Here is a 12,834-nt window from a genome sequence, read left to right as displayed (position 1 = left end):
CTCAGGCCGCTGCGCCTTGCGCGGCGAGCTGTGCGGCTTGGTGCTCGGTGGTCAGCGCGTCGGTCAACTCGCCGAGGGCCTCGCCTGATATCACCTGCGGCAGCTTGTAAAGGGTCAAATTGATGCGGTGGTCGGTGACGCGGCCTTGCGGGAAATTGTAGGTGCGGATGCGTTCGCTGCGGTCGCCGGACCCGACCTTCTCCTTGCGCTCGGCCGAGCGCGCGGCGTCGACGCGCTGCCGCTCGGCGTCGTAGATGCGCGAGCGCAGGATGTTCATGGCGGAGGCGCGGTTCTTGTGCTGCGATCGGCTGTCCTGCATCATCACCACGATGCCGGTCGGGATATGGGTGATGCGGATCGCCGATTCCGTCTTGTTGACGTGCTGGCCGCCCGCGCCCTGTGCGCGCATGGTCTCGATCCGCAGATCCTCGTTCTTGATGTCGACGTCGACATCCTCGACCTCGGGCAACACGGCGACCGTCGCCGCCGAGGTGTGGATGCGCCCCTGCGTCTCGGTATCGGGTACGCGCTGGACGCGGTGCACGCCGGATTCGAATTTCAGCTTCGAGAACGCACCGCGGCCCTGCACCTCCGCGATGATTTCCTTGTACCCGCCGACGGTGCCTTCGCTCGCCGAGATCACCTCGACCTTCCAGCCCTGCAAGGCGGCAAAGCGCTCGTACATCCGGAAAAGATCGCCGGCGAACAGCGAAGCCTCGTCGCCGCCGGTGCCGGCGCGGATTTCCAGCACCACGTTGCGGTCGTCCATGGCGTCCTTGGGCAGCAGCGCGATGCGAATTTTCTGCACGAGCTCGTCGATCTTCGGATTGAGCTCGTCGCGCTCTGCTTCGGCCATGCTGCGCATTTCGGCATCGGTTGCCGGATCGGCGATCAGCGCTTCGGTGTCGGCGAGCTCCTTCAAGGCGGAACGATAGGTCTTCACTGCCTCGATCAAGGGTGTGATCTCGGCGAGCTCGCGCGTGACCTGCACGTAACGCTCGGAGGAGAGCTGTCCAAGCGATTCGGCCTCGAGCGAAGCGTGATGCGCGAGCAGGACGTCCAATTTGGCTTCGGGGAGTAACGACATCGGTTTGGTCTCAAAAGCGGAGGGAGGTGGCGGCGACGGGCGGCAGGCCCGCTACAACGCCAGGCCTTCGGCCTCGGCAAATTCAGTCAACTTTTGCCGGATCGAGACGCTGCCTGCAGGCGCATCCAGCAGCGGGCCGAGCATCGCTGCGGCCTTCTTGGCATCGAGGTCGATCACCATCGCCTTGACCGGACCGAGCGCGGTCGCCGAGAGCGACAACGAGCGGTAGCCCATTGCAATCAGGGCCAATGCGCCGATCGGCTTCGAGGCCATCTCGCCGCAGAGCGACAGCGATTTCTTCGCGGCCTGCGATTTTTGCGCGATATCGCGCAGCGCCCGCAGGATCGGCGTCGACATGGTGTCGAAACGCTCGGAGACCTTGGCATTGCCGCGGTCGACCGCGAACAGGAATTGGAACAAATCGTTGGAGCCGACCGAGATGAAGTCGACCTTCTTCAAGAGCTCGTCGAGCTGATAGAGCAGCGCCGGCACCTCGACCATGGTGCCGATGTCGATTCTCTCAGGCAGCGTGTGGCCGTGTTGGCGCAGATATGTCAGCTCGCGCTCGACCAGCGCCTTCGCCGCATCGAACTCGGTGACCTCCGAGACCATCGGGAACATGATGCGCAATGCGCGGCCGCCGCCGGCGCGCAGCAATGCGCGGATCTGGCCGCGCAGCAGGCCGGGACGATCGAGGCCGAGCCGGATCGCGCGCCATCCCAGTGCGGGATTCTCCTCGATCACCGTCTCCATATAGGGCAGCGCTTTGTCGCCGCCGATGTCGAGGGTCCGGAAGGTGACGGGCTTGCTGCCGGCGGCATCCAGCACCGCGCGGTAGAGCGCCAGTTGGTCGCTGGTGCGCGGCAGGCTCTGACCGACCATGAATTGCAGCTCGGTGCGGAACAGGCCGATGCCGGCGCTGCCGGTGTCGTCGATATGCGGCAGGTCGATGGCGAGGCCCGCATTGATCAGCAGCTCGACCTTCTCGCCGTCCTTGGTGACGCAAGGGCGATCACGCAGCGCCAGATACTGCGCCTGACGCCGCGCGCGGAATCGCACGCGCTCGGCGTAGGCCGCCTCGATTTCCTGCGACGGCCGCACGTAGATCGCGCCCGACGTGCCGTCGACGATGATGGCGTCGCCAGGGTCGGCGATCCCTGGTGCGTTCGGCACTTCGCCGACGGCGGGAATGCCGAGCGCGCGCGCTACGATCGAAACGTGGGAGTTGGCGGTGCCTTCCTCCAGCACGATGCCGCGCAAGCGCTTGCGGTCGTAGTCGAGCAGCGCCGCCGGTCCCATCGCGCGGGCGATGACGATGGCGTTGTCGGGCATCTGCTCGCGCGAGGGCGCGTGATCCTGGCCGACCAGCTGCCGCATCAGGCGGTAGCCGAGATCCTCGAGATCGTGCAGCCGGTCGCGCAAATAGGGATCGGTCGAGCGCAGCATGCGTGCACGGGTATCGGACTGCACGCGCTCGACGGCGGCTTCCGCGGTGAGGCCAGTGGCGACCGCCTCGTGCAGCTTGTGCGACCAGCCCTGGTCGTTGGCGAACATGCGGTAGGCTTCCAGCACGTCGCGATGCTCGCCACCCTCGGCAACGTCGCCGCGCTCGAGCATGCGGTCGAGATCCGAGCGCAGCTTGGCGAGCGCGGCGTCGAGCCGCTTGATCTCCTTCGGCAGGTCCTCGGCGATGTAGTCCTTGATGACGACGCGCGGCTCGTGCAGCACCACATGGCCGAGCGCGATGCCTTCGGAGAGGATGGCGCCGGCTTTCTGCGTGGAGTGGCGCGCGGCAGGCTCCGCGCCGGGCTGGGCGAGCGCGGACAATTCGCCGGATGCGATCAGCTCCGCCAGCACCATGGCTGTGGTCTGCAACGCCTCGAGCTCTTCCTCGACATAGGTGCGCTTGGCGCGGTTCTGCACCACCAGCACGCCGAGCGTGTTGCCGGCGCGCAGGATCGGCACGCCGAGGAAGGAATGATAGATCTCTTCCCCGGTCTCCGGGCGGAACGAGAAGGCCGGGTGGCTCTGGGCGTCGTTCAGATTGAGCGGGGTTGCCTCGCTGGCGACGAGGCCGACCAGGCCCTCATGGGCGCTCAGCACCGTATGGTGCACGGCCTCGCGATTGAGACCTTCGGTGGCGTAGAGCTCGAGGGTGTTGTCGATGCGCAGCACATAGACCGAGCACACCTCGGCCACCATGTTGGCGGCGATCAGCACCACGATCTTGTCCAGCCGCTCCTGGGCCGAGACCTGCTCCGCCATGGTTTCGCGGAGCCGTCTCAACAAGACGCGGGGACCTCCCGACGCGCTCCGCATGAACCGTCAATCTCCTCCGTCTGCCGGCTCGGCGGTATCGGCCGGCGGCTGGCCCAAAATTCCAGAAAAACAATCAAATTGTTTGTCCGGCGCAGGCGCAAACCACAGCTTGCACCGAATCAGCGGCCTGAACTGGGACACAGTCTGCGGCAGCCCACCCTGTTCGCCGTATAGCGAATCGAGGCTTGTTTTGCCAAGCAAAACGCCTGCCAAACGCGAAGGTGTGTACACCCCAGCGTTTGCTGCGACCGCTAAGAGAAGATTAAACTAGGTTTGGTCGAGGCCGTAGAGCGTGTGCAGGGTGCGAACCGCAAGCTCGGTATAGGCAGTGTCGATCAAAACCGAAAATTTGATCTCGGAGGTTGTAATGGCCCGGATGTTGATATTCCGTCCGGCGAGGGCCGAAAATGCCTGGGCGGCGACGCCGGCATGGCTGCGCATGCCGCTGCCGATCACGGAGATCTTGGCGACGTCGGTAGCGGTATCAAGCCTGGCATAGCCGATCCTGCCCTTGGCGGCGGTAATCGTATCCTTGGCCCTGACGTAGTCGGCAGCCGGCACCGTGAAGGTCAGATCGGTGGTCTTGCCGTCTTCAGACACGTTCTGGACGATCATGTCGACGTTGATATTGGCCTCCGCCAGGGGGCCGAAGATCGACGCGGCGACGCCGGGCTTGTCCTCGATCTGGCGCACCGAGATCTGGGCCTCGTCCTTCGAAAAGGCGATGCCGGTGACGACGTGGCTTTCCATGATCTCCTCCTCGCTGCAGATCAGCGTGCCGGGCGGCTGGTTGGCATGCGGGTCGATATCCTCGGGCTTGTCGAAGCTCGAGCGGACGAAGATCGGCATATTGTGGACCATGCCGAGTTCCACCGAGCGGACCTGGAGCACTTTGGCGCCCTGGGAGGCCAGTTCCAGCATGTCTTCGAACGCGATCTTGTCGAGCCTCTTGGCCTTTGGCACGATTCGCGGATCGGTGGTGTAGACGCCGTCGACGTCGGTATAGATGTCACAGCGGTCGGCCTTGACGGCGGCGGCGATCGCCACGGCCGAAGTGTCGGAGCCGCCGCGGCCGAGCGTGGTGATGCGGTTGGTCTTGGGATCGATGCCCTGGAAGCCGGCGATGACCGCGACCTCCTTGCGATCCCTGAAGCGGTTGATGATCTCGCTGCCGTCGATGTCCTCGATCCGGGCCGAGGCATGGGCGTCGCTGGTCTTGATCGGGATCTGCCAGCCCTGCCAGGAGCGGGCCTGGATGCCCATGCTCTGGAGCACGATGGCCAGCAGGCCCGAGGTCACCTGTTCGCCGGAGGCGACCACGGCATCATATTCGCGCGCATCGTGCATCGGAGAGGCCTCGGTGCACCAGGCCACCAGCTCGTTGGTCTTACCCGACATCGCCGAGACGACCACGGCCACTTCGTGACCGGCGTCGACCTCACGCTTTACATGGCGTGCGACGTTGCGGATTCGTTCGATGTTGGCGACGGACGTGCCGCCGAATTTCATCACGAGGCGGCTCATGACGACGCGTGCATTCCCTCTTAAGGATCAGTATGGTGACCCGCGCTGGACGGATGCCCTGGGGGATACCGACCGCGCGTATACAGAGGGGCGGGGCCGGGGGCAAGCGGGTTCCTGCGCCGGCCAATCCGGGCAATAGGTTATCAGAGGTTATGGCGCGCTATATTGACGAGATCCTGCAACCCGGCGAGCGGGTTCTGTATTCGACCAATGCGCACTGGATCTTCTATTTCCCGGCCATTCTGGCCTGGATCGTGGCCCTGGTCCTGTTCGCAGTCTCCCGCCGGAGCGATGTCTATAGCGTGGAAATGCTGTGCCTGTTCGGCTCCGGCCTGGTCGCGCTGGCCGCTCTGTACTGGACCCTGAAGGGCTGGTTCCATCGCTTCACCACCGAAACCGACGTCACCAACCTCAGAGTTGTGCATAAGACCGGCTTCATCAAGCGCCGGACCTTTGAAATGGCGCTGGACAAGGTCGAGAGTGTCGACGTCGATCAGACGATTCTTGGACGAATTCTCAACTACGGCGATGTGACCATTCGCGGTGTCGGCGAGGGGATCGAGACGATCAAAACCATCGCCTCGCCGCTGGCCTTCCGTAGTTCGATCACTACGCGGTAGGACCGCGCGCAACCATGAGCATGCAGCAAGATACTTCCGCCACTGTCACCGCCCAGCCGGGCTCGACGGTCGATGCCGCCGAGATCGCGAAATTCTCGAAACTTTCGGCCGAGTGGTGGGATCCCAAGGGCAAGATGGCGCCGCTGCACCGGATCAACCCGCTGCGACTCGGCTATATCCGTGACGCCGCCTGCCGCAAGTTCGAGCGCAATGTGCGCAGTCTCAGCTGCCTCGCCGGCTTGCGCGTGCTCGACATCGGCTGCGGCGCCGGCCTGCTATGCGAGCCGCTGTCGCGGCTGGGCGCGCAGGTCATTGGCGTGGATCCGTCCGCCAGCAATATCGCGGCGGCGAAGCTGCACGCGAGCAAGAGCCACCTTGCGATCGACTATCGCTGCACCACCGTGGAGGAGATCGACCCGCGCGAGCGTTTCGATATCGTGCTGGCGATGGAGGTGGTCGAGCACGTCGTCGACGTCGGCGTCTTCCTGAAGCGCTGTGCCTCGATGCTGAAGCCGAACGGCCTGATGGTGGTTTCGACGCTGAACCGCAACTGGAAGAGCTTTGCGCTCGCCATCGTCGGCGCCGAATACGTCCTGCGCTGGCTGCCGCGTGGTACACACGAGTGGAACAAGTTCGTCACCCCCGACGAACTGACCAAACACCTCCTCGACAACCGTCTCGTCATCACCGAGCAGACCGGCGTCGTCTACTCCCCCTTCGCCGACAAATGGACCCTCTCGTCGGACATGGACGTGAACTACATGGTGGTGGCGGAGGGGATGGTGTAGGGGCCGTCGTGAGTGAGGGCCAAGCCTACACCTCTCGAACGGGTTTTTAACAAGAGCATCGCTCCTATGATGTGAGCGTGATTGACCCGCTGCCGTGGCCCCGGCAGGTTGCATCATCATTCCCGTAGTAGTCCCATCCCCATGTTCACCGTCGCCAGCCTCTGGATTCCCTTCACCGTCGTTGCTGCGCTCGGCCAGGTTGCGCGCAATGCGATGCAGCGATCGCTCACGAAACCGCTGGGGACCTGGGGCGCGACCAATATCCGCTTCCTGTTCGGCTTTCCGTTCTCGCTGCTGTTCCTGGGCGCCGTGCTGGTCGCGACCGGCGACCATATCGGCATGCCGCCGTCGGTGTTCTGGCCGTGGCTGCTGCTGGGCGCGCTCAGCCAGATCGTCGGGACGGGCCTGATGCTGCTCGCGATGAACGACCACTCCTTCGTGGTGACGACGGCTTATCTCAAGACCGAGGCGATCCAGACCGCGATCTTCGGCTTCGTCTTCCTCGGCGATCACCTGACCTGGCTGAAGGTGCTGGCGATCGTGATCGCCACTGTCGGCGTCGTCATAACCGCACTGCGGCCCGGCGGCGAGAAAAGCTTTGCGGAGCTGAAGCCGACCATCCTGGGGCTCGTTGCGGCCGCGGCGTTCGCGTTGTCCGCGGTCGGATTCCGCGGCGCCATCATCAACGTGCCTGATGTCTCCTTTGTGACGGCCGCCTCGTTCACACTGGTGCTGGGTCTGTTCGTGCAGACGGCGATCCTGTCGATCTATCTGCTCTGGCGCGCCCCGAAAGTGCTCCAGGCGATCCTTGGCCTCTGGAAACCGTCGTTGTTCGCCGGCTTCATGGGCGCCTTCTCCTCGCAGTTCTGGTTTCTGGCGTTTGCGCTGACCGCGGCGGCCAATGTTCGTACGCTCGCGCTGATCGAGGTGCTGTTCGCGCAAGGCGTGGCGTACTATTCGTTCAAGCAGCCGATCGCGCCGCGCGAGATATTTGGCATCGTGCTGATCGCGGTCGGCGTGGCCCTGCTGGTTGGATTCTGACTTCTCAGCCGCCGTCACGCCCGGGCTTGTCCCGGGCATCCACGTTCTTCGTACTGTGGGAGAGAGTGTCGTGGATGGCCGGGCCAAGCCCGGCCATGACGAGAAGCGAGGCTATTAGTTCCGGTCTTCCGGCAGGGTCGGCAGCGGTGACACCTCGATGCCTTCCTCGATCAGCGATTTCGCTTCATCCGGGGAGGCCTCGCCGTAGATCGGGCGGTGCTCCTTGTCGCCGTAATGCATCGCACGGGCTTCATTCGCAAAGCGCTCGCCGACATTGTCGGCGTTCTTGACGATGTGGTCGCGCAGCTCTTTCAGCTTGGCGCGCAGCTCGCGCTCCTGCGCCATCATCAGCGACGTCGGTCCCGATGGTGCAGCTTCGGGCGCGGCGGTTGTCACCGGCTCCGGCGGCGGCGTGGCACGGCCGCGGCCCTTCTTGGCGACGATGCGCGGCGCCATGATCGCCTTCTCGACCTTGGCCGAGCCGCAGATCGGGCAGGTCACGAGCTTGCGCTTGACCTGCGAATCATAGGCCGACGAGCTCTGAAACCAGCTCTCGAACTCATGCTTGCGGTCGCAATGGAGCGCGTAGCGGATCATGCCGATCCTCGCACCAGGTGCAGATGGTCCGGGCCGGCCTTGGGATCGGAGACACCGAAGCGGCGGCCGTGCTGGAGTGAGGGAATGGCGCGGCGGGCGGTCTCGACCTTGGCTGGGTCGATCTTGGCCATGATGATGCCGGGCTCAACATCGCCTTCAGCGAGAATCTCGCCCCAGGGATCGATGATCAGCGAGTGACCATAGGTCTCGCGCTTGTTCTCGTGGGTGCCGGCCTGGGCGGCTGCGAAGATGAAGCACCCGGTCTCGATCGCGCGCGCGCGCAGCAGGATGTGCCAGTGCGCTTCGCCGGTCTTGCGGGTAAAGGCGGAGGGCACCGTGATGAAGGATGCGCCGCTCTCGGCCAGCGCGCGGTACAACGCGGGGAAGCGCACGTCGTAGCAGATCGTCAGGCCGACGCGGCCCCAGGGCAGGTCGGAGATCACTGCGGTCTCGCCCGGCTGGTAATTGGCGGATTCGCGATAGCTCTCGCCATCCGGCAGCTCGATGTCGAACATGTGGATTTTGTCGTAGCTCGCGAGCACTTGGCCCTCGGGCCCGATCAGGAAGGAGCGATTGACCGCCTTTTCCGGCGAAAAGCGCAGCGCCAGCGAGCCGACATGGATGTGGATCTTCAGCTCCGCCGCGAGCGCGCGATACGCCTTCAGCGAGGTGTCGTCCTCTTCGCTCTGCAGATGCTCGAACAGCGCCTTGCGGTTCAGCTGCATCATGTTGCTGACCTCAGGGGTCTGCACGTAGTCGGCGCCCTTGGCAGCGGCCTCCCGGATCAGCCTGGTGGCCTGCGCAAGGCTCGGCTCGGGCATCAAGCCGGTGCGCATCTGCACCATGGCGGCGGTGAAGGTCCTGTCTTGAGCTTGATCCTGGCTCATGAGACCGCCTTGACGCTTTCGAGCATGCCGTCGAGCTTACCCTCACGATCGAGCGCATAAAGATCGTCGCAGCCGCCAATATGAGTTCCGCCAATCCAGATCTGCGGGAAGGTCGAGCCCTGGCCGGCGCGGTCGTACATCTCCTCGCGCCAGGACGGGTTCTTGGCGACGTCGAATTCCGTGAAGGTCGCCTTCTTCCGGGTCAGAAGCGACCTCGCAGCGGAACAATAGCCGCATCCCGGTCTGGTATAAATTTCGACAGCAGCGGTCATGGCGTCCAGCGCTCTCATGCGTGAATTTGTTGAATTATATGGGAGTTTACCTGGTCTCGACAACCCGGGCAAAGACCAGGACGTCGACCTGGGCTGCCTTGGCGCGCAGCAGAGCGCGCGCACAAGCGTCCAAAGTCGCACCCGATGTCAGGACGTCGTCGACCAGAATGATGCGCCGGCCCTGGACCTCGGTCTGACGGTCGGCCGATACCTGGAACGCACCCTGCACATTGGTGGCGCGCTGCGCCCGCGACAGGCCGATCTGCTGCTCGGTGGCGCGCACCCGGCACAGCACCTCGCTCCGTACCTTCACCCCGCTCTGCCGCGCGATGATCCGCGCCAGCGCGCCTGATTGGTTGTAGCGGCGGCGCCAGGCCCTCCGCCAATGCAAGGGCACCGGCACCAGCATATCGGCGCCGGCGAGCAATTCGCTACCTGCACGCGCCATCCAGCGGCCCATGGCGGGCGCCAGATCCGTGCGGTCCTGATATTTCAACGCATGCACCAGCGTACGCGCGACGTCGTCATAACGCACTGCCGCGCGGGCCCGCTGGTAGGCCGGCGGGCTGGCGATCGCCTCCATCGACAGCATGTCGGGCCCGGGATCATAGACGAAGGGGATGCCGAGCCGCGGGCAGTAGGGGCGCTCGATGAACGACAGTTTTGCCCAGCACGCCGCGCACACGCCTTCGCCATCGACCGGCTCGCGGCAGGACACGCACAAGGTCGGCAGAGCGATGTCGAGCGCAAGTCGCGCCGCACGCCCGAGCACGTAACGGCCGGCCATCCAGGCGGCTCGCAACGATGCGGCGATGGAACGGGTGGGGACCGTTTCGGCTTCCATGAGGAGAGGCTAGCCTTCTCAGCCAACCCGCTCAAGCCATGCTCTCGTGCCCCGAACAACGTGCAATGCGCAGCAATTGCACGGCCGAGCCGGGGCCCAGAAAGCCAAGCGCGCAGGACCATGTCGTCCCGGCTCTGCGCAGCAGCGCTAAGAGCGCCGCAGCGCGTCCGGGACACGAGAGATTGCAATGACCGGCACGATCGGCGTAACCAGCGGCATGGCTCAGACCCCGCAAACGCCGCCCGCCTTGTTTGATCGCGCCTTGCTACATGGACGGCAGCGGCGCGCGCAGGCACAGGGTGCCGTGAGCTTCCTGCTCGACCGGGTCGCCGAGGACATGTCCGACCGGCTGGCTGCGGTGATGCGGGAGTTTCACGCGCCGGCCGATCTGTGGACACCAGGTGAGGGGCTCGCAGGTCTGCGCGCGCGGCTGCCGTCCATTCAACGGATCGCGCTCGATGCTGCAGGCTCGGAGAAATTGCCGTTCGCGCCAGAAAGCCTCGATCTCGTCGTCTCGGCGCTGGCGCTGCAATTCGTCAACGATCTGCCGGGCGTGCTTGCGCAAATTCGCCGGGCGCTGAAGCCGGATGGCTTGCTGCTGGCCGCGATGATCGGCGGCGACAGCCTGACCGAGCTCCGGCAGGCCTTTGCGGCGGCGGAAGCCGAATGCGAGAGTGGGGTCTCGCCGCGCGTCGCGCCGTTCGCTGATTTGCGCGATATCGGCGCGCTGTTGCAGCGGGCGGGCTTTGCGCTGCCGGTCACCGACGTCGATCGTGTCGTGGTGCGCTATGGCAATGCCTTCGCGCTGATGCAGGATCTCCGTCGCATGGGCGCGGCCAATGTACTGATCGAGCGCCGACGCACCCCGAGCCGGCGCGCGACGCTGCTGCGCATGGCCGAAATCTACGCCGAGCGCTTTGCCGATCCCGACGGTCGCATCCGCGCCACCTTCGACATCATCTGGCTGTCCGGCTGGGCGCCGCATGCAAGCCAGCAACAGCCGCTGAAGCCGGGTTCGGCGAAAGCGAGCCTTGCGGAGGCGGTGAAGAAGGCTGGGAAAGAGTGATTTGTGTCCCGGACGCGCTGCAGCGTGAAACGCTGCTGCGCAGGGCCGGGACCCAGTCTGTCGCCTCTGGGCCCGGCTCTGCAGCGCTTCGCGCTGCGTCCGGGGCACGGCATCGTCACATCAGCAAATCGATCAAATGCGGGATCAGCGGAATGTCCGCGGGTGGCATTGGATAGTCGCGCAATTTGTTGGCCCGGACCCAGGCCAGGGTCTGGCCTTCGCGGGCTTCGACGATCCCCTCCCAGCGCCGGCAGATATAGAGCGGCATCAACAGATGAAAGGTCTCGTAGCCGTAGCTCGCAAAAGTGAGCGGCGCGAGGCACGGCTCGGCGACCGTGATGCCGAGCTCCTCATGGAGCTCGCGGATCAAGCTCTGCTCCGGCCGCTCGCCAAGTTCGCACTTTCCGCCGGGAAATTCCCAGAGGCCGGCGAGGGTCTTGCCCTCCGGGCGCTGCGCGATCAGGACGCGCTTGTCGGCATCGACGAGCGCGCAGGCCACCACCAGTGTGAGCTTGAGATCGGCCATGATCCTTAAGACCGGTAATCCCCGTTGATCGCGACATACTCCTTGGTGAGGTCGCAGGTCAGTACGCGGTCGCGGCCCTTGCCGAGGCCGAGCGAGACCTTGATCGCGATCTCTGGCGCCTTCATTGCTTCCGACACCTGCGCCTCGTCATAATCAGGATCGCGCGCGCCGCTCTTGGCGACGCGGATGCCGTTGAAGGAGATCGACAGCTTGTCGCGATCGGCCGGCTCGCCGGCCTTGCCGACCGCCATGACCACGCGGCCCCAATTGGCGTCTTCGCCGGCGATCGCGGTCTTCACCAGCGGCGAATTCGCGATCGACATCGCGATTCTGCGTGCGGAGACCTTGGTCTTGGCGCCTTCGACGGTGATCTCGACCAGCTTGCGTGCGCCTTCGCCGTCGCGGGCGACCTGCTCGGAGAGATTGGCGAGGATCTGGTTGAAGGCTTTCACGAAGGCCTTCAGGCGCGGATCGCTGGCGCGGCTGATCTTGGGTGCGCCGTGGGCGGCGGCAGCGCCGGTGGCGAAGGCCAGCAGCGTGTCCGAGGTCGAGGTGTCGCCGTCGATCGTCACCGCGTTGAAGGTGTCCTCGACGCCGGCCTTGAGCAGCGCCTGGAGCGCGGCGGGCGCGATCGGTGCGTCGGTGAAGATGAAGGACAGCATCGTCGCCATATCGGGAGCGATCATGCCGGCGCCCTTGGCCATGCCGTTGATGGTGACCTTGGCCTTGCCGAGCTTCACCGTTGCGGTCGCGACCTTGGGGAAAGTGTCAGTGGTCATGATCGCCTTGGCGGCGGCGAGGTAATCGCCCGGCTCCGCGGTCTCGGCGAGTCGCCCCAGCACGCCGTCGAACTTGGTCGCGTCCAGCGGCTCGCCGATCACGCCGGTCGAAGCCAGAAAGATTTCGTTCTCGCTGCAGCCGACCGCCTTGGCCGCGATCTTCGCGGTCAGCGCGGTCGAGCCGCGGCCGGTCTTGCCGGTGAAGGCATTGGCATTGCCGGAGTTGACGACCAACGCACGGGCTTTGCCGCCCTTCAGTTTGGCGCGACACCATTCGACCGGCGCGGACGGGCACTTCGACTTGGTGAAGACGCCGGCGACTGCGGTGCCCTTGTCCATGATCGCCAGCAGCACGTCGGTGCGGTTCTTGTAGCGGATGCCGGCCTCGGCCGTCGCAAGACGGACGCCCGCGATCACGGGCATATCAGGAACGTTCTTCGGGGCGAGAGGAGAGACGGCTGAGGACATCGTTGGGCGCCTTGGT

General features: G+C 64.9%; 13 protein-coding genes. 4 read left to right on the top strand and 9 right to left on the bottom strand.

Annotated features, from left to right (window positions below; genetic code table 11):
• Position 1: 1 nt before the first annotated feature.
• The 3 genes from prfA to BM374_RS14500 form a co-directional block, all read right to left on the bottom strand.
• Complete coding sequence (gene prfA / locus BM374_RS14510) at positions 2-1,087, bottom strand: peptide chain release factor 1 (RefSeq protein WP_092293115.1); 1,086 nt, start codon at positions 1,085-1,087, stop codon at positions 2-4.
• Between the two features lie 51 nt (positions 1,088-1,138).
• The gene (gene ptsP, locus BM374_RS14505; RefSeq protein ID WP_092293113.1) at positions 1,139-3,406 is read right to left on the bottom strand and encodes a phosphoenolpyruvate--protein phosphotransferase; all 2,268 of its coding nucleotides are present in this window, start codon (positions 3,404-3,406) and stop codon (positions 1,139-1,141) included.
• 267 nt (positions 3,407-3,673) lie between these two features.
• A complete protein-coding gene (locus tag BM374_RS14500) occupies positions 3,674-4,930 on the bottom strand; it encodes an aspartate kinase (protein WP_092293111.1) in 1,257 nt (418 codons plus the stop codon).
• A 152-nt stretch (positions 4,931-5,082) separates the two neighbouring features.
• On the opposite strand from BM374_RS14500, the gene BM374_RS14495 reads away from it, so the two are divergent.
• The 3 genes from BM374_RS14495 (at position 5,083) to BM374_RS14485 (ending at position 7,379) form a co-directional block, all read left to right on the top strand.
• Complete coding sequence (locus BM374_RS14495; RefSeq protein ID WP_092293109.1) at positions 5,083-5,550, top strand: PH domain-containing protein; 468 nt, start codon at positions 5,083-5,085, stop codon at positions 5,548-5,550.
• Positions 5,551-5,564: 14 nt separating this feature from the next.
• Positions 5,565-6,338 carry a bifunctional 2-polyprenyl-6-hydroxyphenol methylase/3-demethylubiquinol 3-O-methyltransferase UbiG gene (ubiG, locus tag BM374_RS14490; protein ID WP_177248291.1) on the top strand — a complete coding sequence of 258 codons (774 nt, stop codon included), beginning with the start codon at positions 5,565-5,567 and terminating at the stop codon, positions 6,336-6,338.
• Positions 6,339-6,479: 141 nt separating this feature from the next.
• A complete protein-coding gene (locus BM374_RS14485; RefSeq protein ID WP_092293107.1) occupies positions 6,480-7,379 on the top strand; it encodes an EamA family transporter in 900 nt (299 codons plus the stop codon).
• Between the two features lie 114 nt (positions 7,380-7,493).
• Here BM374_RS14485 and BM374_RS14480 read toward each other — a convergent pair whose 3' ends face one another.
• The 4 genes from BM374_RS14480 to BM374_RS14465 are packed head-to-tail and all read right to left on the bottom strand — an operon-like array spanning position 7,494 to position 9,979.
• Positions 7,494-7,976: a DUF1178 family protein gene (locus tag BM374_RS14480; protein WP_092293105.1), complete on the bottom strand. Its 483-nt coding sequence runs from the start codon at positions 7,974-7,976 to the stop codon at positions 7,494-7,496.
• The gene (locus BM374_RS14475) at positions 7,973-8,863 is read right to left on the bottom strand and encodes a carbon-nitrogen hydrolase family protein (RefSeq protein WP_092293103.1); all 891 of its coding nucleotides are present in this window, start codon (positions 8,861-8,863) and stop codon (positions 7,973-7,975) included. The genes BM374_RS14480 and BM374_RS14475 overlap by 4 nt, the downstream gene beginning before the upstream one ends.
• A complete protein-coding gene (gene grxC, locus BM374_RS14470; RefSeq protein ID WP_092293492.1) occupies positions 8,860-9,135 on the bottom strand; it encodes a glutaredoxin 3 in 276 nt (91 codons plus the stop codon). The genes BM374_RS14475 and grxC overlap by 4 nt, the downstream gene beginning before the upstream one ends.
• Before the next feature lie 46 nt (positions 9,136-9,181).
• Positions 9,182-9,979, bottom strand: coding sequence for a ComF family protein (locus tag BM374_RS14465; RefSeq protein ID WP_092293101.1), 798 nt, complete (start codon positions 9,977-9,979; stop codon positions 9,182-9,184).
• Positions 9,980-10,166: 187 nt separating this feature from the next.
• Here BM374_RS14465 and BM374_RS14460 point away from each other — a divergent pair, with 187 nt between their 5' ends.
• Positions 10,167-11,045, top strand: a complete 879-nt coding sequence (locus tag BM374_RS14460; RefSeq protein WP_092293099.1) for a methyltransferase domain-containing protein — start codon at positions 10,167-10,169, stop codon at positions 11,043-11,045.
• Between the two features lie 115 nt (positions 11,046-11,160).
• On the opposite strand, the gene BM374_RS14455 is transcribed toward BM374_RS14460, so the two are convergent.
• Both BM374_RS14455 and argJ read right to left on the bottom strand, forming a co-directional pair.
• Entirely contained in the window at positions 11,161-11,571 is a 411-nt protein-coding gene (locus BM374_RS14455) for a (deoxy)nucleoside triphosphate pyrophosphohydrolase (protein WP_092293097.1), read from the bottom strand.
• Positions 11,572-11,576: 5 nt separating this feature from the next.
• Positions 11,577-12,818, bottom strand: a complete 1,242-nt coding sequence (argJ, locus tag BM374_RS14450) for a bifunctional glutamate N-acetyltransferase/amino-acid acetyltransferase ArgJ (protein WP_092293095.1) — start codon at positions 12,816-12,818, stop codon at positions 11,577-11,579.
• Positions 12,819-12,834: the final 16 nt, after the last annotated feature.

The organism is Bradyrhizobium sp. Ghvi (genome assembly GCF_900115265.1).
Classification (GTDB): domain Bacteria; phylum Pseudomonadota; class Alphaproteobacteria; order Rhizobiales; family Xanthobacteraceae; genus Bradyrhizobium.
Note: the sequence above shows the minus strand (reverse complement) of the source record. Positions and strands in the feature narration are given on the sequence as shown.